Raw genomic sequence first — 24126 nt, forward strand, 5'->3', positions numbered from 1 at the left:
TCATCCGGCGGCCCCGGCCGGGACCGGCTGCAGAGCCTCGCCGGAAGCGGTGCGGGTGCGGGCTGCGCGGGGGAACAGCACGGCCGTGGCCAGGATGACGCCGGCGGTGATCCACCAGACGGCGGCCAGGCCGAGGTGCAGCGCTGCCCAGCCCAGCCCGGCCGCCGCCACCGCGCCTCCGGCCTGCAGCAGCAGCGAGTCGACCGACAGCAGCGTGGTGCGCTCGGCCGATGAGGCCCGCCGGTGCAGCATCTCGCCGCGCAGCAGCTCGCTGACGCCGCAGCCGACGTACAGGGTGACGTAACCGAGGCCGGCGAGCACGATGGCGAGGGTGCCGCCGAGCGAGGTGGAGGCGGCGAGGACGGCGAGCGACAGCGCGGTCACGCAGGTGCCGGTGATCGCACCCGCGCGCGAGCCGCGCGCCAGGCGGGCGGTCAGCGGGGCGAGTGCGCTGCCGAGCGCGCTGCCCGCGTACCCGATCGCGCCGACCACCGCGTAGACCATGCCCGCGCTCTCCGGCTGCCCGGTGAGCTCCTGCAGCCGCCCCGGCGTGAAGATCTCGATGGCGGTGAGCACGACGCCCACACCGGCCGCGACGAGCAGCAGCCTGGTGATGGCGCGCTCGCGCAGCCCGCTGCGCAGGCCGGCGGTGACGGCGATGGGGACGCCGCGCAGCACGTTCCCGAACGAGGCGGCCCGCTCGCGCGGCGGCTCGGGCAGGGCCGCGAGCGTGACGGCGAGCTGCACGGCCGCAGCGGCCGCGGCGAGCAGCATGGGCACCGACAGCGGGACGAGCGGACCCAGCGACCAGGACGCGGGCAGCGCCAGCGGGACGATGCCGCCGATCAGCGTGCCGCCGCACAGGGCGACGGATCCCATGGAGGCGCCCCTGGCCAGGCCCGGCTTGAGGTCCGCGCCGGGGCCGGCGGCGGCGTGCATGGTGTCGACGTACCAGGCCTGGGCGGGGCCGCTGGCCAGCGCCCGGGAGACCGCCTTGAGCACGAACGCGACGGCGAACAGCCCGAACCCGGTGGCCAGGCCCATCAGCACCAGGCTCGCCAGCGCGAACAGCGCGGAGGCCGCGATCGTCGCGCGGCGGCCGATGACGTCGGCGAGCCCGCCGGTGGGCAGCTCCAGGGCGACGATCGCGATGGAGTGGATCGCCATGACGAGCCCGACGGTGGCGACGTCCATGCCGCGCTGGAGCATCAGCAGGACCATGGGCGCTCCCATCAGCCCGGCGGGCAGCCAGGCGAGGAGGCTGACGAGCGCGTAACGGCGGGCTGCGGCCTGGGCGGTGAGGGGCGCTGTGGCTGCTGTCATGGCACCACCGTAAATCCGCAAAACCATTTTGCAAAGACTTTTTTGCGATCTTGGTTGGGGCTCTCACGGAAGGCGCCTCTCCAGGGAGCGGATCGAGATGGGGACGATGCGGGCAGCAGGAGGGTCGTGAGCTCGGGCGGCCGGCCCCACCAGCGGTCGATGCGGCGATACGGATGCGGGCTCGCGTCCGGCCGGCCACGTCCCCGTCCGGGTACGGCGCTCCCGCAGGTTCCCCGCGGCGTCTTGCCGCCGGGCCACCCCGACTGCCCGGCCCCGCCGTTCACGGCGCACAGTGCGCCGTGGACCCCCGCCTGCTGCACCAGCGCGAACCGCGCGACGCCCGCCGCCGTGGCCGTCCCGAACGCCTCCAGGTAACGCCGTACCAGCACCCGCAGCGTCATCCGCATCGTCGTCCCGAGTGCCACCCGGTAGCCGCGGACGCGGCGTCCAGGCTCGCGACCCGGTTCCACGGCGCGATATGCGGCGAGGCCGCCCGCTGGGCCTGCACCGCCATCACCCGCCGCACCACCTCACCCACCTGCAGCGACCGCCGGCGCAGCGTGGCCCCGTTCGGCGCCCGCGCGCTGAGCGCCGTGTTCGCGACCGTACGGGCCCCGCGAATTCGGCGTCCATCCCCATATCTGCGCGAGAAGGCGGAACTCGCGATCAGGCCTGCCGACGAGTGGTCCGGGGCCTACTCCTTGTCGAGAAGGATCGGCCTGAGCCGACGGATGAACTCCGTCTCTGGAGGCCCTGGATCCGTTGAGAGGGGTCGTCGATGCGGATCCTTGATCAGCCGGGTTGTGCTCATCACGGCCTCTGTCATGACCAGGTGCCGCACGTCCGCGTCGTCACACCCGCGCGGCCCTTCACGCGCAGCAGCGCGGTCGTGGCGTCGATGACGCGCCGGCGATCCTCTTCCCGATCAGCCATGTGGCAACGATGAACAAAGAAGCGCCATCGACCGTCGGGGTCATCGGCCGAGGGGGAGCAGCAGGGCCGCGAGCTCGCCCGGCATGGACAGGAACGGCGAGTGCGAGGCGTCCAGCGACACCACGGAGGTCGGATTGCCGGGGAACGCCGCGTCGGCCTCGGCGATGAACCTCCGCTGCACGGCGGGCTGGAGGGCCATGTCCCGGGTGCAGACGACGTACGTGCGCGGCACCGAACCCCAGCCCCCAGGCGTCAGCTCCGTCGTCCCCATCATGATCCCGAACGGGCTGTCGGGCGTCAGCAGCGCGGTGGCGGCCTCGGCGACGGCCGGGTCCACATCGCCGTAGAACGCCTCGCGCAGCCCCTGCCGGTAGGCCGGATCGTCCGTGGCGAAGTCGAGCCGCAGCGCGCCCACCCGGGTCGGATCGCCCTTCACCAGCGGCGCCACCCGGTCGCCCGCGGCCTCGGGGATCCGCGTGTACGCCGCCGCGGGCACACCCGACGCCGGCATGTACGCGGTGAGGTAGACCGCGTGCGCCACCAGGCCGGGGCTCTGCTCGGCGACCCGCGCCAGCACGGGACCCGCCGCGCTGTGCGCGACCACCGTGACGGGCTCGCCGCCGCCGATCAGCTCGACCTGGGAGAGCAGCAGGCCGGCCGCGTCGTCGAGCGTCACGTCCGCCACCGGTGAGACCTCGGTGACGACCGCCTCTGCGTCGTACGGCCGCCGGGTGAACCACCGCGGATGCCGCGCGTACAGCCCGTGCCCCGCCATGTCCACCGCGACGACCCGCCGCCCGCCGGCCACCAGGTGGGGGACGACCTCGCTCCAGCACCACGAACCGTGCCAGAAACCATGCACTAACACCAGCGTCGACATGAGTGCTCCCCGGGTGGCGGCCCGTGCCAGGGCTCGAACGGACAGAACGGCCTTCAACTCCGCGGCGGCACCCCGCGGAACGGCCGCGACCCATCCTCCACACCCCGCACTCACATCGCGAAACGCCGATCGGTGAGCCGGTCGGGTCGCCCGGGCGCAGGAGCGGTGAGCCGGTCGGGTCGCCCGGGCGCAGGAGCGGTGAGCCGGTCGGGTCGCCCGCGCGCAGGAGCGGTGAGCCGGTCAGTCGCCCGCGCGCAGGAGCATCGCCTCGATCTCGGCGCCCGCGTCGGCCGTGCACACGTACGTGGGCTTCCCCGTCGGCGGATCGACGAAGTACAAGGCGGCGCGCTTGCCGCACTTGGCGCACCGGGCGTCGGGCCCGCCGCCGAGCTCGGCCAGGCCGACCTTGAGCTCTGGGATCACAAAAGCCATGCGGGAAGCGTAGGTCGGCATGATCAGCGCTTCCGCGGTGGCGGCGTGTCTTGCGGAATCCATGCCCGCAGATGGTGCGGACACGGAGATGAACGGGTCCTGGAGGGCTCTCGTGGAGCCATGGCGCCCGGTTCCCGTCCTTTCGCACGCGCGATGGTGATCGTATAGTGGGCGCGTTCGGCGACGGGTAGGGACGGGTCTCCGTGACGGATCAGGTGTTCGACCCCCTGCGAGACAACGACCCGCGCACGGCGGGCGGCTACCGCCTGCGGGCCCGCGTGGGCGCCGGCGGGATGGGACGGGTGTTCCTGTCCTTCAGCCCCGGCGGGCGGCCGGTCGCGGTCAAGATCGTACGCTCCGAGTACGCCGACGACCCGGCGTTCCGTGCCCGCTTCGCGCAGGAGATCAGCGCAGCGCAGCAGGTCAACGGCATCCACATCGCCCAGCTCCTGGACGCCGACGCGAACGGCGACCCGCCCTGGATGGCCTCGGCCTACATTCCGGGCCCGTCGCTGGCCGAGGCCGTGCGCCTGGCCGGTCCGCTGCCGGTGCCGGTGGTGGCCGGCGTGGCAGTCGCCATCGCCAGAGCCCTGCAGGCGGTGCACGCGGCCGGCATCATCCACCGCGACCTCAAGCCGAACAACGTCATCCTCGGCCCCGACGGCCCCCGCGTCATCGACTTCGGCGTGGCCAAGGCGACCGACGGCACCAACCTCACGCTCAGCGGCAGGTTCGTCGGCACCCCGCAGTACATGAGCCCCGAGCGGGTGCGCGGCCTGTCCTCGACGCCGGCGTCCGACGTCTACGCGCTCGGCGCGGTCATGTACCACGCGGCCACCGGCCTGCCCCCGCACGGCGAGGGCAACGACTACGACGTCGCGTTACGCGTCGGCCAGGGCCCACCGCCCGAGCTGCCCGGCTGCCCGCCGGAGCTGCGCGATGTCATCAGCGCGTGCATGGCGCGCGAGCCGATGGACCGGCCCGCGCTGGAGGAGGTCATCGCGCGGTGCACGATGCCGGGCCTGCCGCTGCCGCCGGCGATCGACCAGGCCGTCCAGACGCGGCAGGCGGCCGTCGCCGCCCTGGCCGCCGAGCCTGAGCCCACGGGCGGCAATGCCGCGGAGTCCGGCGCCATCGGCGGTGGAGCCGTGGCGTCCGGGCTCACCGGCGGCGGGATCGGGCAGTCCGGCGCCATCGGCGGCGGAGCCGTGGGATCCGGCCCCGCCGGCGGCGGAGCCACCGGGCCCGATCCCGACGGCAGAGGTCACACGCAGGACGCCGTCGCGTCGGACGCGCGGACCGTGCCAGGGACCTCGCCGGGCCGCAGGCGCGCCCTGATCGCGGCGGGCGCCGCCGCGCTCGTGCTGGCGGGCGCGGGTCTGGGCGCCTGGGGGACGCTGGCGTTGAGCGAGGAGAGCAGAGCCCCTGCTCAGCCGGCCGGCTCCCGGCCCGCCGCCCTGCCGTCCGCACCGCCCTCCACCGTGCCCCCGACCGTGCCTTCGACCGTGCCTTCGACCGCACCGGCCACCGGCACGGCGCCCTCGTCTCCATCGTCTGAGCCGACCACTCCGGCCACCGAGGGCACGCCTGAGGCGGCGAAGGTGCAGTGGAGCGGCACCGTACGCTTCAACGGCGACGGGATCGACCTCGATCCGGTGCCCCCGCGGGTGAACCCGGGCAGGTCCATCGATGAGGACGTGGACGAGGGGCTTGCCGCGCCGTCCGCGGTGATCGGCTCGGCGAGTGGCATGATGGCGGTCTGGGAAGAGACCGGGGAACCGTCACGGGACCAGTGCAAGGAGCTGGTCTTGACGCAGGGGAACGACAGGGCGGGCAAGCTCAAGAAGGGCGATCGGGTCTGCGTGATCACCGGGGAGGAGCGGGTGGCGCTGCTGGAGATCCGCAGGTTCCCCGAGGACTTCTCCGGGGTGGTGGCCACCGTGAAGGTATGGGAGCTCACCGAGCCCGAGTGAGCAGGCCGGGTCCGAGTGAGTTCACCGAGCCCGGGTGAGCTCACCGGCCCGGGTTGAGTGCGCCGGGTCCGGACGAGATCACCGGGTCCGGTCGGGGTCGCCGAACTCCCTGATGCGCCGGGTCACCGTGTGGTCGGGACCGAGGGTGGCCGAGGCGCGCTCGGTCAGCCGTACCAGGCGCATGCCGGCCTCCGCGTGGCGCCCCGCGTCGTAGGCGGTGCGGACCTTGTCGAGTTCGGCGAGCAGCTCGCGCTCCACGCCGTCTCCGCCCGTCCCGGCGCCGCCCGCCATGCCCGACAGCGCGGCGTGCACCGCCGCCGCGTCGGGCCGGTCGGACTCCCGTTTGGCGATCATCAGGTGGACCAGCTCGGCCAGCTCCGGGGGCGTGTCGGCGCGGCGGTCCTCCAGGGGCGTCGGCATCGCGGTGAGCACCTGCTGGATGTAGGCCTCCTCCCGGTGGCCGGCCACGTGGTACGGCAGCCCGCCGGTGAGAAGCTCGTAGAGCACCACGCCGAGCGAGTAGACGTCGGAGGCCGGCCCGACCTCGTGAGCGCGGCACTGCTCGGGCGACATGTAGAGCGGGGTGCCGATCCACCCGCCGGTGCTGGTGTACCGGGTGACGTCCATGGTCGGCAGCGAGGCGATGCCGAAGTCGCAGACCTTGAGTATCCCGCCCTGGTCCAGCACCAGGTTCGACGGCTTGATGTCGCGGTGCACGACGGGAACGTCCGCGCCGTGCAGGGCGGCGAGCGCGGCCGAGATCTGCCGGCCGTACTCCACGACGGAGGCGACGGGCAGCGGCCGCCTGTCCCGTTCCCGCAGGAGCCTGCCCAGGTCGCTGCCGAGCAGGCGTTCCATGACGAGGAAGACGACGCCCCGGTCCTCGCCCACGTCGTGGATCACCACGATGTAGGGGTGCTTGACCATCGCCATCACGCGGGCCTCGCGCTTGAACCTGGCCACCGCCTCGCGGCTGACGTAGTCGGGCTCCACGAGTTTGACGGCGACCTCGCGGCCCAGCTCCTCGTCGCGGCCGAGCCAGACCGTCCCCATGCCGCCCTTGCCGAGCTCGCGGATCAGGCGGTAGCGGCCGCGCAGCGCGTCATCCCGCTGCGGCATCGCGGTCTCCTCCGGGCAGGCGGGTGACGGACGCGGCATCGGCGGTGCCCGGCTCCGCGGGCTGCGACGGGCTCTCCCTGAAGACGAACTCGCGCCCGCTGAGCAGGAGCTCCACGCCGTCGGCCAGGATGATCTCGTCGCGCTTGCGCACTGTGAACGCGCGCTCCCCGGGCAGCGTAAGAACCTGCCCGTCCTTGCGCCGGACGCGCGTGCCGAAGCGGCTGTGGTCGGTGACGAGCAGCTGGGAGCCGGTCCAGCGGAGGCTCGCGTGGTCGCGGCTCACCCCGGACTCGGGCGTCACGCCCATGTCGGCGGTGAGCGCGTATCCGTCCCGGCCCGGCGACCGGCCCACGTGGATCGTCTGGCCGGGGTCGAGGACGAAGCGGGCCTGGACGTCGCCGCCGACCCGCACCTTGATCTGGACGCGGCGCGGGCGCGGGCCGATGTCGGTCAGCGGGCCTCCGTGCGCGGGGCAGCGGGCCGCGCCGGACCGGTAGCGCGGCAGCGGCTGGTGGTCACGCCGGTCCTCGCCGAACAGCGGGCAGCCGGGGACGTCGCACGCCCACAGCCGCTCCAGGAGCTCGCGGCGCGGCCGGCCGTCCTTGTGCAGCCCTTCCTTCTTGAGCAGGCGCTCCTCTTCCTTGCCCGACAGCTGCCACTCGGGCCGGATGGGGATCTCCCGCGGCCGGACGCCGATGCCGCCGGGCCCGAGGAACGGCTCGAGGAAGCGGTCCTCGTTGCCGGGCAACCAGGGGTGGTCGCGGTGCAGGTCGAGGTAGTTGTCGAAGCACACCACGCGCAGGCCGCCGCTCTCGGCCAGCTCGATGAGGCGGCCGTCCGCCCACTCGATGACCTCGATCAGCCCGGCCCGCCGCCAGCCGTGCAGCCTGCCGCGCTCGTCGGGGGAGAGCAGGTCCCGCCTGCGCAGCAGCGACCAGTCGAGCACGCCGTAGACCTTGGTGGACCTGTCGCGGGTGTAGGCCACGAGGCCCTTGATCAGCCCGAGTAAGCGGCGCAGGTCGGCGGGACGATCACCGCCGAGCTGCGCCGAGCGGACGATGTTCGAAACGTCGATGGCGAAGTCGGCGCGCATGGCGTTGGTGGTGAGGTGATCCTCCCAGCGCATGCCACGAACGTATCAGGCGCGATCTCCGATCCACCGGGATGCGCGGAGGATGAGGCGGGTGGGCAGGGCCGTCACGTGAGGACGGCGTCCGGGCCCGTCCTGGCACGGACCTTCCGGTCGTAGAATTCCGGGTCTCGGCTGGCGACGGGAGCGTTCGTACGGTGGGGCTGGAGATCAAACTGCTCGGGCCGGCGGCGGTCGAGGCCGGCGGGACACCGGTCGCGATCACCGGGCGGCGGCGGGTCGGTGTGCTGGCCCGCCTCGCGCTCGACGCGGGGCGAGCCGTGGCCGCCGAGTCGCTGCTCACCGACGTGTGGGCGGGCAGCTCGGCCGCCACCGCGGGAAAGCAGCTGCACATCGTGGTCTCGAAGCTGCGCGAGACGCTGGCCGCTCACGGCGCGGCGGAGGCCATCGAGACCGTTCCCGGCGGCTACCGTCTCGCGATCGACCGCGATCAGGTGGACGTCCACGCCTTCGCCCACCTCGCCGCGCAGGCCCGCGCCGCCTGGGCGGACGGCGCGGCGGCGACCGCGGACGTGCTGTTCCGCCGCGCGCTGGAGCTGTGGCGCGGCCCGGCACTGGCGGAGCTGGACGCGCACTGGGCGGTGATCGAGGCGGAACGGCTGGAGGTCGAGCGGCTCGCCGTCCTGGAGGACCACGCGGAGCTGCGCCTGGCCACCGGCGATCATCGTGCGCTGGCCGCCGATCTCATCGCGCACGTCAGGGAGCATCCGCTGCGCGAGCGCCCGGCCGCCCAGCTCATGCTCGCCCTCTACCGCGACGGGCGGGTGCCCGAGGCGCTGGAGGTCTACCGGCGCCTGCGCCAGGCCATGGTCGATGAGCTGGGCTGGAGCCCGGCGAGGACGTACGCCGGCTGCACCGGGCCGTGCTCGCCGGCGATCCCGCGCTGGACCCGCCGGGCGAGCGGCGGTCCTGGCATGTCAGGCCGGCCGAGCTGCCCGCCGACGTCCAGGCGTTCACGGCGCGGGCCGCCGAGGTGGCGCGGCTGCGCGCCGATCTGCTGGGCGATGGCCCGGTGACGGTGATCGACGGGCCGGGCGGCATCGGCAAGTCGGCGCTCGCCGTCCACGTCGCCCACCTCGTCGCCGACCGGTTCGCCGACGGGGTCATCTACCTCGACCTGCACGGCTCCACCGACCGGCTCGCCCCGCTCGACCCGGCGGAGGCGCTGCGCCGCCTGCTGCGCTCCCTGGGTCTCGACGGCCCGGCGATCCCCTCCGACGCCGAGGAGGCGGCGGCCCGCTACCGCTCGCTGACCGTCGCGAGCGACCTGCTGGTCATCCTCGACAACGCCCGCCACGTGCGGCAGGTCCGCCCGCTCATCCCGGCCGGGCCGCGCTGCCGTGTGCTCGTCACGAGCCGTCATCCGCTCGCCACCCTCGACGGCGCCCGGCACCTGCACCTCGGCGGGCTCGGCGACGCCGACGCGGCCGCCCTGCTCGCCGGGATCGTCGGCGCGGACCGCGTGGAGGCCGAGCCCGAGGCGGCGGGGGAGATCGTCCGGCTCTGCGGCGGGTTCCCGCTGGCGCTGCGCATCGTGGCCGCGCGCCTGGCCGCCCGCCCCGACCGCCCGCTCTCTCACCTCGCGGTCCGGCTCGCCGACGCCGCCAGGCGGCTCGACCTGCTGGAGTACGACGACCTCGCGGTGCGCGCGAGCCTCGCGGTCAGCCACCAGCAGCTCCACGAGGAGAGCGGGGGCCGGGACGCCGCTCATCTGCTCTGCCTGCTCGGGCACGCGGATCTGCCGGCGTACACGCCGCCCGCCACGGCCGCGCTGGCCGGTTGGCCCGAGCACCGCGCGGAGGACGCGCTCGAAGACCTGGTGGACGCCCGCCTGCTCGAACGCGCGGGATCCGACCAATACCGCCTGCACGACCTCGTCGGCCTGTACGCGCGCGAGCAGGACATCCCCGGCGAGGAGCGCAAGAGCGCGGTCGGCCGCATGATCGAGCACTACCTGGCCACCGCGCAGCGGGCCAACCACCTGCTGAACGACCACGGGGACATCGGCGACGTCACCCCCGAGCGGGCGGGTGAGGCGCTGGCCACGCTGAAGGACGCCAACGCCTGGCTGGACAGGGAGCGCGACAACCTCCTCGCCGCGGTGCGCCAGGCGACGCGGCTGTCCGGCCGCTCGGCGGCCGAGCTCGCCAAGCATCTGCTGTGGCTGTTCGACCGCAGGGGATGGTTCGCCGAGGCCCTGGAGGCGGGGGAGGAGGTGCTGCGGCAGGCCAGGACCGGGGCCACGAAGGGGGCCGGTAAGAGGGCCGGCGGGGAAGAGCACTGGACGGTCCGGCGGAACCTGCTGCAGGAGCTCGCCGCCATCCACCAGCAGCTCGGGCATCTCCAGCAAGCGGTCCGCTGCCTGGAGGAGGCGCTGGTCTGCGGCGAGCGGGCGGGGCTGCCCGACACGGCGGCCGGCATCCTCAACGATCTCGGCATCACCTACACGCAGATGGGGCGCTACGACGACGCGCTCGCCGCGCTGGGGAGCGCCATCGAGATCACCCGGCGAACGGGGCGTACCGTGCACGAGGCGTACGTCCGTAACAACCGGGCGCTGGTCTACTCCCGGCAGGGCAGGACCGCGGAGGCCGTGGACGAGGCGCGGCGCGGCCTTGCGATGCTGGGGGACGAGGGCGGCGCCGGCGGCCTCGGCGCCGCCCACGACGCGCTCGCCGACTGCCTGCGGGCGCACGGCCTGCTGGAGGAGGCGGCCGGGGAGTACCGGGAGGGCATCAGGCTGCAGCGCGAGGCGGGCTACACCATGGGGCTCGCCCTGTCCCACTGGTGGTACGGCCACACCCTGCACGACCTGGGCCGCCATGAGGAGGCCGGGGAGTCCTGGCGGGAGTCGCTGAAGATCCTGCGCGAGGCCCGGCTGCTCACCCCCGGCGAGGAGGCCCGCCATCTAGCGCAGCCGGTGCCGGACACGCCCGAGGTGATCAAAAACCAGCTTTGAGGTGGATGGCGGGCCGCTCCGGCCGGTGCGACCGTGGTGGCGAGGCGACTACTGGAGGAGCGAACGTGGGAAAGCCCGAGCTGACCACCAAGACGGTTCTCGCCGCCATCCGCGACCACGGAGACGCGGCCTACGACTTCCTCGTCGACGACTACCCGCCCGACAAGGTGATCGCCGAGTTCACGAAGGCGGCGAGGTCGGGTTTCACCACGTTCGGGCTCGCGGTGCACATGGCGACGCTCACGGAGAAGGGACGCAAGGAGCTCGGCTGACCGGTCAGGCGGACGTGCCCGCGGGGGTCCACAGGCGGGCGCCGGTGCGCCGGTGGAGGCGGCGCAGGAACGACAGGACGCCGGCCGCTCCCGTGCCCCACGTGTGCCCCGCCTTGTCCAGGTCGTTGCCGGGGAAGACGGGCGCGTCGAACGGTCCGCCCGCGCGCAGCAGCATGAGCTCGGCGATCTCTTCCGCGCCGCGCCAGTAGGCGGGGTCGCCGGTCGCCATCGCCACGTCCACCAGCGACTCGCCGATCCCGGCCAGGCCGCAGCACTGCGACACCACCCAGGCCGCGGGGGCGATGGCCAGGCAGGCCCGCGCGCCGCGCTCGGCGAGGTCGAGGTAGCGCGCGTCGCCGTAGACCCGGGCGGCGTGGGCGAGGGTGGTGACGATGCCGGACATGCCCTGGCACCAGGACGCGCCCATGGGGCGGGCGTCGGGGCCGGCCAGCTCGCCGAGCAGCGCCTCCGCCGTCTCCGCCAGCGCGGCGAGTTCGCGGGCCGCGGCTTCGCCGGCCGGGCCGTCGCTGGTGACCTCGTGGTAGGAGAGCAGGAAGTCGGCGCAGCCGGCCGCGCCGTGCTCGTACGCGGCCTCCACCGCCACGCCGGTGCCCGCCTGGGCGGGGGCGACCGCGTCCTCGGAGGCGGTGACCTCGCCGGCGAGCAGCCGCCTGGCGCACTCGGCGGCCACCGCCAGGTGCCCGCCGCCGGGGTCGAGCCTGGCGAGCGCGAGGTGCCCGGTGCCGATGCCGGCGACGCCGTGCGCCTGGTCGGCCCGCTGGTCGCCGGACAGGTCGAGCGGTGGCGGCGCGGGCAGGTCCGTCACGCCGGCGAGCCGGGCGGCGGCGAGGAACACCTCCGTGCCGGTGCGCCCGAAGTAGAGCCCGGGCGGCAGCGCGCCCACCGGCATGACGCGGGCCGTCCAGCGGGCCAGGTCGGCGGCGACGGACGTGCTCGCGGCGTGGTGCAGCAGCTCCATTCCGAGACCGGCCGAGCCGGCGTAGACGTTGGTGACGGGCGGGGTGCCGCGCCGGGCGTCGTCGGGGCCGTCCATCAGGCTCTCGGCGAAGCGGGAGCACGCGCGTACGGTGTGCTCCAGGACCCGCGACAGCAGCTCGCCGGTGTAGCGCACCGGCGGCGCGGCAGACCGGGAGGACGGCGGGGCGGCCGGTTGGGGAGATGACGGTGCGGCCGGGCGGGGCGAGCCGGTGAGCCTGCCCGCGCGCAGGTCGGCGGCCGCGGCGGTGCGCGTGTCCGCGTCGAGGCTCATCAGCCGGGGCAGCAGGCCCACGACCCCCGTCGTCACGCCGGGGAAGATGCGCTCCAGGCACATGAGCGTGCGCTCGGCGTTGACGGCCGGGTCGGGGTCGATCATGAGGGGGTTCATGCCGGTGGAGGCGAAGAAGAGCGTGGCGCCCAGCGAGAAGTAGTCGTCGGCGGGCACCGCGTCGCGGCCGGTGTGCTGGTCGGGCACGCTGTAGCCGCGGGTCCAGCCGGGCAGTTGCAGGCCGTCGTACCTGCTGGTGCCGAAGTCGATGAGCGTGCAGGAGCCGTCGTCGCCGAGCACGACGTTCTTGGGCGACAGGTCGCGCACCACCACGCCGCGCTCGTGCACGGCGTCGAGCACGGCCAGCAGCCGCCTGGCGAGCGCGCCGAGGTCCCGCGCGCCGCCGCCGTCGGTGAACAGGCCGTTCTCGCCGACGTAGCGGTTGAGGTCGAGGCGGCCCGCGTCGGTCATGGCCAGGAACTCGTCCTCGCCGTGGTGGCGGTGATACTGGTGGCCGCCGCGCTCGGCAAGGTCAGGGACGTGCGCGGCTTCGCCCGCGACATCGCCGGCTACCGCCTGCTGCCCGCCCGGCTCGCCACGGCCGCCGCGCTCGCCGTCATCGCCGCGGAGCCGGTCGCGGCGGTGCTGCTCGCGGTGCCGGGGACCCGCCGCATCGGCGGGACGCTGGCGGCGCTGCTCTTCGCGGCGTTCCTGATCGCGATCGGCTCGGCGCTGGCCCGCCGCCTCGACGTCGCATGCGGCTGCTTCGGCGGTTCGGGGGACCGGGTGAGCGTGCGCACGTTCGTACGCACCGGGCTGCTGCTGGTCCTCGCGCTGATGGCGACGTACGCGCAGGACGTGCCGTACGAGCTCGTCCAGGTGCCGGCGGCGGTCCTGCTCGCGGCCGTCGCGCTGCTCGCGGCGGCGTCGCCGCCCGCGCGGCGCTCCGCACCGCCGGGGCCGCGGCCCGGCGAGCCGTTCATCCTGTCGGGACGGCCCGCCGAGCCTCCCGCGGACCCCGCCATGTACGCGCTGATCTCACCCGCCTGCGGGCTGTGCACCGGAATCCTCCCCGCCCTGTCCGAAGCCGGGCGGCGGATGCCCGTCGTGCTGGTGACCGCCGCCGGACCGGACGAGACCCGCCGCTACCTGGACGGGCACGGAGTGGAGCTGCCGCTGGTGTCCGATCCGGACGTCTTCGACGCGAACGGCATCCCGTGGCCGCCGTACGCGGTGATCACCGGCCCGGACGGCCGCGTGCTCGCGGCGGGCGGTGTCCCGGCTCCCGAAGCCGTCGCCGCCCTGATCGCCGAGGCCGCGCCGGACCGGCGCTGACGGCCGCCGGGGACCGGCCGCGTCTTCAGACCTCGATGCTCCTGACGATGGCGGGCAGCTCGCTCACCAGCGGCTCGCTCGCCATCACGGTGACGACGACGCCCCTGCGCGCCACCCAGCCGACGTACCGGCCGTGACCGAGCGCCCCGTCGCCGGCCTTGGCGAGGACCTTCCTGCCGCCCACGCGCGCGGTCTTTCCCGCGCTCGTGAACGTGCCGACGCCCACGGGCAGCCGCCGCAGCTGGGCCAGGTGGCGCGCCTGCGGCCAGCAGACGACGCGGACCCAGAGGTGGCGGTGCGCGCGGTCGGTGTCGTCGCGGTCGTCGGACCAGTGGTAGCCGTACTCGGTGACGCCGCCGTGCCGCGCCGCCTCCGGCTCCCCATAGGTGAAGCCTGCGGGCAGGTGGCCGACGCGCACCGCCTTGATGGCCGTGGAGCCCTTCGCCGGCCTGTCGATCCGCTCCTTCAGCGTCGCCTTCAGCGCCGCCTTCGGCGGTGCGGGGCAGGCGGGGCCGGAGGCGGCGCGGGCGGGAAGCGCGCTCAGGGTCGCGGTGGCGGAGGCCGCGGTCAGGGCGGCGAGCACTCGGATCATTGTCACACTGGCTTGGACGCCGCCCGCACGCCGCGAGTTCTGGCGGCCTGCGATGGCGCGGACATACCGGCCGGATCACCTCCCCGTAGCCGGTCCTCAACGTGTCCGGTGGCTCATTCCGCCCTGGTGGCCTCCAGGACGGGCACGCCGGCGGCCCGCCGGGCCGGCAGCGCGGAGGTGACCAGCGCCGCCACCGCCGCCCCCGCCGCGAGCACCGGGAACAGCCACCACGGCGGCGCCGGCCGCAGGAACGAGCTGCCGCTGACCGCGTGCAGGAGCCCCACGGCCCCGATCCCGATGACCAGGCCGAGCAGCGTGCCGAGCAGCGCCACGGTGGCCGCCTCCCAGCGGACGATGCCGCGGATCTGCCGCATCGTGGCGCCCACGGCACGCAGCAGCCCGAACTCGCGGGTGCGCTCGAAGACGCTCAACGAGACCGTGGTCGCCATCCCGAACAGGGCCAGCAGCAGCGCCATGCCGGCGAAGCTGTACGTCGCGCGCAGCGGCCTGGTGTGCGCCTGCGAGGCCGCGGTGACGTAGGCGTCCCTGCCGAGCACCTCCACCCCGGGCGTCCCGGCCAGGGCGCTTCGCAGCGCCTGCGCCGAGCCGCCGCGGACGAGCACCGCGTGGGCGGCCGCGGTGGAGTCGATCCGGTCCATCGTCGCAGGGGCCACGAGCGCCTCGTCGGCGAACACGTGGGACGGGTCGTGATAGGTGCCTGCGATCTTGAGCCGGATGCGGCCCTGCCTGCCGCGTACCACGATCTCCTGACCGCGCCGCAGCCCCCGCTCCCTCATCACGGTGGACGAGAGCGCGATCTCGCCGTCGCGCAGCACGGGCGGCCGGCCGCCCAGCCGCAGGACCTCCCGCAGGCCGGCCTGCTCCGCGCCGCTGACCATGAACTGGTACGGCTCGCCGCCACGCCCCGGGGACACCAGCGTGACCTCGCTCCGGGTCAGCAGCGTGCTCGCCGTCACGCCCGGGGCGTTCGCGACCTTGGCCGCGGCGTCGCGGGACAGCGGAGCGGGTGTGCCCTCGGCGGTCCGCGCGGTCGAGGTGATCGCGTGCTCGGCCACCATCACCTCCTGCCCGGCCTCGGCGAACCGGTCGTTCACCGACAGCGTCACCAGCACCAGCGACGTGACCAGCGCGACGCCGAGCATCAGGGACGAGGTCGCCGAGGCGATGCGGCGCGGGCTGCGGGTGATCGTGGCCCGCGCGAGCCGCCCGGTCTCCCCGCTGACCGGTTTCCCGATCCGCACCACCAGGCCCCCGAGCGGCCCGACGAAGAGCGGGGAGAGCACGGCCAGCCCGGTCACGGCCAGCATCGACGCGACGAGGATCATCATCGTGGTGGGCATCATCCGGTCGGTGCCCGGTGTGTCGCCGCCGATCAGGACCGCGAGCCCGCAGGGCAGGAGGGCGAGCGCGAAGAGCCCGCCGGCGAGCAGCAGCCGGGGCAGGCGGCGTTCGACCGGTTCGGCGACGGTGCTGCGCAGCGCCTCGATGGGCGAGACCGCCTGAGCACGGCGGGCCGCCCGCCAGGCGGCGGCCTGGGTGATCAGGATTCCGGCGAGCGCGGGCAGGCCCAGCGCGGCGACGCCGAGCCGGGGGTCGGAGGCGGAGACGTCGAAGCCTTCCCGCGCGAACAGCCAGATGATCAGCTCGGCCGTCGGGAAGCCCGCGGCCACGCCGCCCACCGCGGCGACCGCGCCCAGCACCAGCGCCTCCAGCCGGATCAGCCGGCCGATCTGCCGGGGCGTGGCGCCGATCGCGCCGAGCAGCGCGAGCCTGCGGGTGCGCTGCCTGACGAGGGTGCCGAAGGTGTTGGCCACCACGAACAGGCCGACGAAGATCGCCACGGAGGCGAGCATGGCGACGATGGCGGCGACCGAGGCGCCCTCGCCGGCCGTCGCCTCGCTCTGCGCGGCCCGTACGGACGCGGCGGTGCGCACCGTGGCCGTGTCGCCCAGCTCGCGGGCCAGCTCGTCGCGCAGCCGTTCGGCGGTGACGCCGGGGGCGGCCTTCAGCCAGACGCTCTGCCAGCCGCCCGGCGGGAGCATCGCGGCCCGCCGTACGGTCTCGGGCGGGGCCAGCACCAGGTCACCGGCCGCCACCGCGCCGCGGTCCTGGACGTTGACGATCCCGGTGACGCGCACCTGGCGGGTCTCGCGGGGCAGCGTCAGCGTCATGGTGTCGCCGACGTTCAGCTCGCCGGCGCGCGCCAGGTGCCGGATGAGCGCCACTTCGCCGTCGGCCTCCGGGGCCCTGCCCGCCTCCAGCCGGTACGCGCTCAGCCGCGGCTCGGCCACCCAGGGGCGCAGCAGCGTACGGCCCTCGGCCGCCGCCATGATCGCCTGCCCGTCGGAGCGGGCGGCCGTCACCTCGATCGTGGCGTCGCCGGCGGCTGCGGCCACGCCCGGCTTGGCCGCGAGCGCGTCGAGCCGAACCCGGCCGTCCGGCGGCGCGAACGGGTCGGCGGGATCGACCGTCCCGCCCTGCACCAGCACGTCGGCGCCGGCGTACTCGCTGGCGTCGCTGCCGGCCACCGCCTCCTGCGAGCGCAGCGCGAACTGCATCGAGGCCGAGACGAGCGCGATCGCGCCCACCGCCGCCAGCAGCGTGGCGGTGAGCCGCACCCAGCCCTCGGCGAACGTGCGGCGCGCGATGAGCCACAACGGGTTGCCCATGTCGCTCAGCCCTCGATCTTGCGCATGCGGGTGTGCACGGCGTCGATGGTCGGTCCGGTCAGCTCGTCCACGATCATCCCGTCGGCCAGGAACAGCACCCGGTCGGCGTACGCGGCGGCGGCGGGGTCGTGCGTGACCATGACCACCGTCTGCCGGTAGTCGTCCACGGCGGTGCGCAGGAAGCCCAGCACCTCGGCGCCCGCGTTCGAGTCGAGGTTCCCGGTCGGCTCGTCCGCGAACAGCACCTCCGGCCTGGTCAGCAGCGCCCGCGCGACGGCCACGCGCTGCTGCTGGCCGCCGGACATCTGGGCGGGGCGGTGGCTGAGCCGGCCGCGCAGGCCGAGCGCGTCCACGATCGTGTCGAACCAGCCGGGTTCCACGTCACGGCCGGCCAGCCGGGCGGTGAGCAGGATGTTCTCCCCGGCCGTCAGCATCGGCAGCAGGTTGAACGACTGGAAGACGAAGCCGAGGCGGTCGCGCCGCAGCTCGGTGAGCCGGGCGCGGGACAGGCGGGTGATGTCGACGTCGCCGATCGTGATGCTGCCTGAGGTCACCACGTCCAGGCCGGCCATGCAGTGCATGAACGTCGACTTCCCGGACCCGGACGGGCCCATGATCGCGGTGAACTCGCCGCTGCCGAAGGCCGCTGAGACCCCGCGCAACGCGTTGACCGCGCCGTCACCCGATCCGTAGGTCTTGGTCACGTCCGAGGCGACCATCACCGGGCCGGAGCCGGGCCCGGTCACCGCCGCTCTCCTGCGTGGCGGGGGAGCGGGCGCGGCCCGTCCTGCCGGGTGGCGGCCCGGCGTGTGCGGCTGCGGGTGGGCTCAGGCATGCGGGTCTCCTCTTCGGTGACTATATAGATCTCTGCGAGATAATCTCACTATGAGACTATATCGACTGCGACTAAAGTGGGCCTATGCTTCAGGACTTGCTCGAGCGCCTTCTGGCCGGAGACGGCGGTTTCGCCGCTGACCGTGTGGGGCTCGGGATGCTGCTGGCCGAGGCGCACAACCGGAGCCGGCAGCGGCTCAACGAGGCACTGCGCCCGCTGGGCATCAACGTGCGCGGGCTGGCCGTGCTGCTCGCGCTGCCCCTGTACGGCCCGGTCAGCCAGCGAGACCTCATCGACCGCCTGCGCATCGACAAGTCCGCGATGGTCCGGATCATCGACGAGCTCGAGGAGAGCGGGCTGGTCGCCCGCGAGCGGGCGCCGCAGGACCGGCGGGCCTACTCCATCGTGCTGACGAGCCAGGGCGAACAGACCCTCGCGGCGGCGCGGCAGGCCGCCGGCGAGGTCGGCGGCCACCTCTTCGGCCCGCTCTCGGCCTCCGAGCGCGAACAACTCGTCGAACTGCTGCGCGGCGTGGCCGAACGCGCCACCGCACCCCTGCCGGACACCGCCGCCCCCGCCGACCCCCGCTGAGCCGGCCCAGGTCGCCGCCGGGATCGTCGGTCGCCGGTGCCTGCGCCTGGATCACCTTCCCGTATCAGCTCGCCGGCCGCTCTTGCACCAGGTCCCGGCCACCCCCGATGGTCGAGGGGGAACGGGGAAGGAGAGTCCGGACATGCGGGCGCCGCTGGTCGTGAAGCGGGCCCTGGACGAGCCGCTGCTCGTGCTCGGCGCGTTCGGGGCGATCCTCCTGGCGACGACCACGCTCGTGGCGATGACCATGTACGCCTCCGCCATCGCCGGGCCCGGCGTGCGCCGCGCCGTACAGCAGGCCCCCTACCGCCAGACGAGCGTCACCGTCACCGCCCAGGTGGACGCCACCACCTTCCCCCGGTACGACCGGCTCGTCCGCGACGAGCTGGCCGCCGCGTTCGGCGCGCCCCCGGCCGTCACCACCAGCCTGCGCTCCGACTCGTACGTCATGCCCGGCCAGGAGGACGCGGAGCTGCCGGGCCTGCTCCGCTTCGGCAGCCACGACGGGCTCGACCGGCACGCCCGCCTGGTCACCGGCAGGTGGCCGCGCCCCGGCGGGGAGAGCGTGGAGGCGGTCATCTCCGAGCCGGCCGCCACCGCGACCGGGTTCGCGAGCGGCGCGGAGTTCGTCACGAAGGCGAGGAGCGGCGGCGAACCGGTCGAGGTCCGCATCGTCGGCGTGTTCCGGCTCGACGACCCGGTGAGCGAGCGGTGGGCGGGCGAGGAGCTGCTGAGCCGGGGCGTGGAGCGCGGCGAGTACACCACGTACGGGCCGCTGATGGTGGCGCGCGAGACGTTCGTTGCGGGCTTCGCCACCGGCGTCAGGGCGGTCTGGGCCGCCGAGCCGGACTTCGGCGCGCTCACCGCCGAGCGGCTGCGCCCCCTGGCCGCGGCCGCCGAGGGGATCGGCGCCAGGCTCATGGCGGGCGGCTGCGTGAGCTGCCTGGCCGCCACGGAACTGCCCGCGCTGTTCACCCAGCTCGACAGCGCGTCCCTGGTGACCCGCTCCGTGCTGCTGATCTCCATGCTGCAGCTGCTGCTGCTCGCCGGGTACGCGCTGGTGCTCACCGCGCGACTGCTGGCCGACCACCGCCGCATGGAGGCGGCGCTGCTGCGCTCGCGCGGCGCCGGCACGGGCAGGCTCGTGGCGCTGGCGGGCGGCGAGGCCCTGCTGATCGCGCTGCCGTGCGCCGCGGTCGCGCCGCTGCTCGCGCCGCCGCTGATCGCGCTCATCGGCCTGCTGCCGGGGATGACCGCACCGCCGGTGGCGCCGGACGCGGGCGCCTACCTCGTCTCGTCCGGGATGGCGCTGGCCGCCGCCGTGCTGCTCGCGCTGCCGTCGGTGTCCGGCGGGCGGCGCACGTACGTGCAGGAGCAGTCGGCGCGCGGGCGTGGCCTGCGGCGCGCGCTCATCCACGGCGCGGGCGGCGACATCGCGCTGCTCGCGGCGGCCGCGCTGGCGATCTGGCAGCTCCAGCGGTACGGCGGGCCGGTCACCGCGACGGCGGCGGGCGGCCTCGGCATCGACCCGCTCATCATCTCCGGCCCCGCGCTCGCCCTCCTCGCGGGCGGCCTGCTCGGGCTGCGGCTGGTGCCGCGCGTGTCGCGGCTGGCCGAGCGGCTCACCGCGCGCCGCGCCACCCTCCCCGCCGCGCTCGGCTCCTGGCAGGTCAGCAGGCGTCCGCTCAGGTACGCGGGCCCGGCGCTGCTGCTGACGCTGGCCATCGCGGTCGGCGTCGTCTCCATGGCCACCACCGCCACCTGGCGGGACTCGCACCGCGACCAGGCCGACCATCAGGCGGGTGCCGACCTGCGCGTGCCCGGCCCGTACGAGGGGCCCGAGCTGGGCGTGCTCGGCAGGGGCACGGCGTTCGCCGGGCTGCCCGGCGTCACCGCCGCGTCGCCCGCCTTCCGTGCCCAGACGGACGTGGGCGGCGAGAGCGCGCTGCTGCTCGCCCTGGACGCCGACCGGCTGCCCCAGGTGTTCCACCTGCGCCCCGACCTGTCGCCGCGCACGGTCCCGCAGCTCGCCGCCGCGATCAAGGGCGAGCGGGCCGGCCGCCTCGAGCTGCCCGGCAGGCCGCGCGCCCTCACCGTGCGGGTGGAGTCGCCGGCCGCCGCGACCGGCAGGCTCGTGCTGTCGGACGCGCTCGGCACGTGGCACGACCTGCCGCTCGGCGAGCTGCGGGCGGGCGGCAACACGGTGCGGCTCGACCTCGCGGCGCCGGCCGGCCGCTCCGGCGAGATCACCTATCCGCTGTCCGTACGCGGCCTGGCCGGCGACGAGCAGGCGGAACTGCGGCTCACCGGGCTCAGCGCGGACGGCACGGACGTCCCGTTGCCCCCGGCGGTCACGAACTCCCAGGGCGTGACCGCCTTCGGAGCCGCCCGCCTGGAGCCGGGACCGCTGCCCGTGGTGCTCACCCCCGGCCTCGCCGCCACGCTCAAGCTCCGCGAGGGGCAGGACGGGTCCGTGCGCTTCGCGGGGAACGTCATGCGGATCCGGGTCGCGGGCATCGTGGCGAGCATGCCCACCGGCGAGCCCGGGCGGCAGGCGGTGCTCGCCGACTGGGAGTCGCTGCACGCCTACGAGCTGGCCGCGGCGCTGCCGTCCCGCCCCGCCACCGAATGGTGGCTCGCCGCCGCCGACACCGCACCCGCCAGAGAGGTGCTGCGCCGCAACCCCCAATGGGACGCAGGCGTCGTCGACCGGCACGAGCTGGCCGCACGGCTGCGCGGCGATCCGCTGGTCGGGGCGCTGCACGGCGGCCTGACGCTGGGGTTCGCCGCGGCGCTCGGCTTCGCGGTGCTCGGCTTCCTGGTGAACGCCGTGGCCGCCGCGCGCGAACGCCGGGCCGAGTTCGCCGTGCTGCGTGCGCTCGGCACCGGGCCGGGCCAGATGCTCGGCATGCTCGCCACCGAGCAGGCGTTCGTCGCCGGCCTGTCGCTCGTGTCCGGCACCGCGCTCGCCGTGGCCGTCGGGAACCTCGTCGTCCCGCGGATCGTCCTGTCCGGGCAGGCGGCGGCGGTCGAGCCCGCCGTGCTGTTCCGGCTCCCGTGGCCGCCGGTGGCCGTGATGCTCGCCCTGGTGACGGCGGCGCTGGCGGTGATCGTCGCCGGGCTGGCGCGGCGCATGTGGCGGGGACAGAGCTTGGAGGAGCGGTGAGGATCCCCCTGGGCGTACGCGCGCACGCGGGCACCGTGGCGCTGCTCGCCGTGCTGGCGGCGGTCGCCTGCCTGCTCGTGTCCGGCCTGCCGAGGACCATGCAGGCGTCGTACGACGAGGCGCTGCGCCGGTCGCTGGCCACGGCCGGGGTGGCGCGTACGGACCTGGTCGTCACCGGCTCCCCGGCGCTGCCCGCCGGGGAGATGCACTCGCGCGCCGAGTTCGAGGCCGCGGGACGGCGCTGGCGCGGGCTCGTGCCGGCCGCGCTGCGCCCGCTCGTCGCGCCGGGCGGCCACATCAGCGCCAAGACCTTCCGCATGCCCGCCGACGGCACCAGCGACATCCGCGAGTTCGTCAACCTCGGCTGGCTGTCCGACGCCGACCGGCGCGTGACGTGGGTGCGGGGCCGCCCGCCAGGCGCGCCCTCGTCCATGCGGTACATGGGCTCGACCGTCCCCGTCATCGAGGTGGGCATCTCCGAGGACGCCGAGGCCAGGATGGGGCTGCGGATCGGGCAGACCAGGCTGCTCGGCTCGAGCGTCTCCACGGCCGTCCGCATCGTCGGCGTCTACCGGGCCGCGAACCCGGCCGACCCCGCCTGGAGCCACGACGCGGACGTGCTCCACGTGACCAGGGTCGTGCCTTTGGACGCGCCGGAGGAGCTGCACACCACCACGCTGATGGCCGACGCCGGGCTGGCCGTGCTGAGCGACAGGACGCGCAGCCTCACCTACCGCTGGATCCTGCCGCTCGACCCCTCGAACGCGGACGCCCTCGGCGCGCCCGGCATCCCGGCCGCGGTCGCCGACTTCCACCGGCAGGTGGACGTCCAGGGCGACGGCGGCATCAGCTACCGCGTCGTCAGCGGGCTGCCGCAGCTCATCGAGAGCTTCATGACCGCCTTGTCGGCCGCGCAGACCATCCTGTACCTGGTGCTCGGCGGCCTGTTCGCGGTGGCGCTCGGCGTGATCGCGCTGGCCGTGCGGCTGCTGACCGACCGTCTTGAGCGCACGCTCGCCCTGGCCAGGGCACGCGGGGCCGCGCTGTGGCAGGTGGTGGCCGCGGGGGCCGGGCTGACCGCGCTCACCGTGGTGCCCGCCGCCTTCGCCGGGTACGGCCTGTCGTTCCTGCTGCCGGGGCCCGCGCTGCCGATCGTGCACATCGGCCCCGCGATCGTGGCCGTCGCCACGATCGCCTTCGCCGGGACCCGCGTGGCGCTGGCCCACCGAGCCCCGCTGCGGGAGCGGCGCACCGACCTCGCCGCCGTCCGGCCGTCGGCGCGGCGCGTCACGGCGGAGGCGCTGGTCGTCGTGCTCGCGCTGGCGGGTGCGTACGCGCTGCGCGCCCGCGGGCCGTCCGGCACCGCGCAGCAGGACCCGTACCTGCTGCTGATCCCGGTGGCGCTGACGCTCGCCGCCGCGCTCATCACGTTGCGGTGCCACCCGTACCCGCTGCGGCTCGTCGTCCGCCTGGCCGCCAGAGGGCGCTCGGCGGTGCCGTTCCTTGGGCTGGCCAGGGCGGCGCGGCAGCGGTTCACCGGCGCGCTGCCGGTGCTGATCCTGCTGCCCGCGCTGAGCCTGTCGGTGTTCGCCGCCGTGACCCGTGAGGGGATCACCACCACGCAGCTTCTCGCGTCCTGGCAGAAGGTGGGCGCCCCCATCAAGGTGACCTCGATCGAGGACATCCCGGCCGATGTCATCGAGCGGATACGCCGGGCGCCAGGCGTCGACGAGGTGGCGCTCGCTCTGACCGGCCGCGCGCAGATTCCGGAGACCGGCGAGCAGCCGTACACGGTCGCCGTGCAACTCGACGCCTGGCGCAGGGTGACCGAGGGAGCGCCCATCACCCCGCCCGCGCTGCCCGGCGACACGTCCGCGCTGCTCTCGCCCGCGCTGGGGCAGCGCGGGACCTTCGACCTCACGTGGCTGTCGCAGGTGCCGGTGAGCAGCCGGGGTGTGATCGGCTCCGTGCCCGGCTTCTACTCCAGCGGGCAGTTCATCCTCCTGCCGTGGGAGATGCTGCCCTGGCCGGCCGCCAACACGCTGCTGATCAAGGGCGACATCACGCCCGCCGAGCTGACGCGGCTCCTCCCGTCGGCCACCGTGGAGACGCAGGCGCAGGCGCTGCGCGACATCCAGGCCGACCCGCTCACCGCGACCGTGCGCACGACGATGGTGGTGGTGACGGCGGCGCTGGGAGCGTACGCGCTGGTCGCCATCGTCATGTCGCTCGTCGCAGGCGCCGAGGGGCGGACGCGGACGATCTCGCTGCTGCGCACGCTCGGGCTGTCCGACCGCCAGGCCCGGTGGCTGGTCCTGCTGGAGCTGCTGCCCGTCGTCCTCATCACCGCGCCCGTCGGCGTGGCGCTGGGCATGATCCTGCCGGCCGCGCTCGGGCCCGGCGTGGACGTGTCGGTCTTCGCCGGCGGCCTGCCCGTCACCGATCACGCGCCCGGCCTGCTGACGCCCCTGGCGCTGGCGGCCGGGCTGGCGCTGTGCGTGCTCGCGGCGTCGTACGCGCACGCCACCCTGGCCCGCCGCCGCGACCTCGACGCCGCCCTGCGCGCGGGCGGCGACTGACCCGCCCGCCACCGCCTCGGGATGGGTGTG

At 74.9% G+C, this 24126-nt stretch carries 17 protein-coding genes; 8 read left to right on the forward strand and 9 right to left on the reverse strand.

Translation table 11 applies throughout. The features are described from left to right. From ACGFIM_RS33985 to ACGFIM_RS33995, 3 genes are all read right to left on the reverse strand, one after another. The gene (locus ACGFIM_RS33985) at nucleotides 1-1323 is read right to left on the reverse strand and encodes an MFS transporter (protein ID WP_393209024.1); all 1323 of its coding nucleotides are present in this window, start codon (nucleotides 1321-1323) and stop codon (nucleotides 1-3) included. Nucleotides 1324-2296: 973 nt separating this feature from the next. Further along, nucleotides 2297-3136, reverse strand: coding sequence for an alpha/beta fold hydrolase (locus tag ACGFIM_RS33990; RefSeq protein ID WP_393209027.1), 840 nt, complete (start codon nucleotides 3134-3136; stop codon nucleotides 2297-2299). A gap of 240 nt (nucleotides 3137-3376) precedes the next feature. Further along, nucleotides 3377-3568 (reverse strand): hypothetical protein, encoded by a 192-nt coding sequence (locus ACGFIM_RS33995; RefSeq protein ID WP_393209030.1) that lies wholly within the window; start codon nucleotides 3566-3568, stop codon nucleotides 3377-3379. A 203-nt stretch (nucleotides 3569-3771) separates the two neighbouring features. On the opposite strand from ACGFIM_RS33995, the gene ACGFIM_RS34000 reads away from it, so the two are divergent. Beyond that, nucleotides 3772-5541, forward strand: a complete 1770-nt coding sequence (locus ACGFIM_RS34000) for a serine/threonine-protein kinase (protein WP_393209033.1) — start codon at nucleotides 3772-3774, stop codon at nucleotides 5539-5541. Nucleotides 5542-5619: 78 nt separating this feature from the next. Here ACGFIM_RS34000 and ACGFIM_RS34005 read toward each other — a convergent pair whose 3' ends face one another. After that, the gene (locus ACGFIM_RS34005; RefSeq protein ID WP_393209036.1) at nucleotides 5620-6660 is read right to left on the reverse strand and encodes a serine/threonine-protein kinase; all 1041 of its coding nucleotides are present in this window, start codon (nucleotides 6658-6660) and stop codon (nucleotides 5620-5622) included. After that, the gene (locus tag ACGFIM_RS34010; RefSeq protein ID WP_393209039.1) at nucleotides 6644-7786 is read right to left on the reverse strand and encodes an FHA domain-containing protein; all 1143 of its coding nucleotides are present in this window, start codon (nucleotides 7784-7786) and stop codon (nucleotides 6644-6646) included. The genes ACGFIM_RS34005 and ACGFIM_RS34010 overlap by 17 nt, the downstream gene beginning before the upstream one ends. A 161-nt stretch (nucleotides 7787-7947) precedes the next feature. Between ACGFIM_RS34010 and ACGFIM_RS34015 the strand changes: the two genes are divergently transcribed. The 3 genes from ACGFIM_RS34015 to ACGFIM_RS34025 all read left to right on the forward strand — a co-directional run bounded on the left by ACGFIM_RS34015 (nucleotide 7948) and on the right by ACGFIM_RS34025 (nucleotide 11041). Beyond that, a complete protein-coding gene (locus tag ACGFIM_RS34015; protein WP_393209042.1) occupies nucleotides 7948-8826 on the forward strand; it encodes a BTAD domain-containing putative transcriptional regulator in 879 nt (292 codons plus the stop codon). A 2-nt stretch (nucleotides 8827-8828) separates the two neighbouring features. Further along, a complete protein-coding gene (locus ACGFIM_RS34020; protein WP_393209277.1) occupies nucleotides 8829-10769 on the forward strand; it encodes a tetratricopeptide repeat protein in 1941 nt (646 codons plus the stop codon). 65 nt (nucleotides 10770-10834) lie between these two features. Continuing rightward, nucleotides 10835-11041 carry a hypothetical protein gene (locus tag ACGFIM_RS34025; RefSeq protein ID WP_393209045.1) on the forward strand — a complete coding sequence of 69 codons (207 nt, stop codon included), beginning with the start codon at nucleotides 10835-10837 and terminating at the stop codon, nucleotides 11039-11041. Between the two features lie 4 nt (nucleotides 11042-11045). Here the strand turns inward: ACGFIM_RS34025 and ACGFIM_RS34030 are convergent, their stop codons facing one another. Beyond that, nucleotides 11046-12779 carry a lanthionine synthetase LanC family protein gene (locus tag ACGFIM_RS34030; protein WP_393209048.1) on the reverse strand — a complete coding sequence of 578 codons (1734 nt, stop codon included), beginning with the start codon at nucleotides 12777-12779 and terminating at the stop codon, nucleotides 11046-11048. A gap of 24 nt (nucleotides 12780-12803) precedes the next feature. Between ACGFIM_RS34030 and ACGFIM_RS34035 the strand changes: the two genes are divergently transcribed. Continuing rightward, nucleotides 12804-13643, forward strand: coding sequence for a peroxiredoxin family protein (locus tag ACGFIM_RS34035; protein WP_393209051.1), 840 nt, complete (start codon nucleotides 12804-12806; stop codon nucleotides 13641-13643). Nucleotides 13644-13668: 25 nt separating this feature from the next. On the opposite strand, the gene ACGFIM_RS34040 is transcribed toward ACGFIM_RS34035, so the two are convergent. From ACGFIM_RS34040 to ACGFIM_RS34050, 3 genes are all read right to left on the reverse strand, one after another. Then, entirely contained in the window at nucleotides 13669-14235 is a 567-nt protein-coding gene (locus ACGFIM_RS34040; RefSeq protein WP_393209054.1) for a hypothetical protein, read from the reverse strand. Between the two features lie 113 nt (nucleotides 14236-14348). Further along, nucleotides 14349-16925, reverse strand: coding sequence for an FtsX-like permease family protein (locus tag ACGFIM_RS34045; RefSeq protein ID WP_393209057.1), 2577 nt, complete (start codon nucleotides 16923-16925; stop codon nucleotides 14349-14351). 5 nt (nucleotides 16926-16930) lie between these two features. Beyond that, nucleotides 16931-17644 (reverse strand): ABC transporter ATP-binding protein, encoded by a 714-nt coding sequence (locus ACGFIM_RS34050; protein WP_393209280.1) that lies wholly within the window; start codon nucleotides 17642-17644, stop codon nucleotides 16931-16933. A gap of 212 nt (nucleotides 17645-17856) precedes the next feature. On the opposite strand from ACGFIM_RS34050, the gene ACGFIM_RS34055 reads away from it, so the two are divergent. The 3 genes from ACGFIM_RS34055 (at nucleotide 17857) to ACGFIM_RS34065 (ending at nucleotide 24096) form a co-directional block, all read left to right on the forward strand. Continuing rightward, a complete protein-coding gene (locus tag ACGFIM_RS34055) occupies nucleotides 17857-18351 on the forward strand; it encodes a MarR family winged helix-turn-helix transcriptional regulator (protein ID WP_393209060.1) in 495 nt (164 codons plus the stop codon). A gap of 142 nt (nucleotides 18352-18493) precedes the next feature. Then, the gene (locus ACGFIM_RS34060; RefSeq protein ID WP_393209063.1) at nucleotides 18494-21517 is read left to right on the forward strand and encodes an FtsX-like permease family protein; all 3024 of its coding nucleotides are present in this window, start codon (nucleotides 18494-18496) and stop codon (nucleotides 21515-21517) included. Then, complete coding sequence (locus ACGFIM_RS34065) at nucleotides 21514-24096, forward strand: FtsX-like permease family protein (protein WP_393209066.1); 2583 nt, start codon at nucleotides 21514-21516, stop codon at nucleotides 24094-24096. Before ACGFIM_RS34060 ends, ACGFIM_RS34065 begins: the two co-directional genes overlap by 4 nt. Nucleotides 24097-24126: the final 30 nt, after the last annotated feature.

Source organism: Nonomuraea sp. NPDC049309 (assembly GCF_043196965.1).
Taxonomy (GTDB): domain Bacteria; phylum Actinomycetota; class Actinomycetes; order Streptosporangiales; family Streptosporangiaceae; genus Nonomuraea; species Nonomuraea fastidiosa.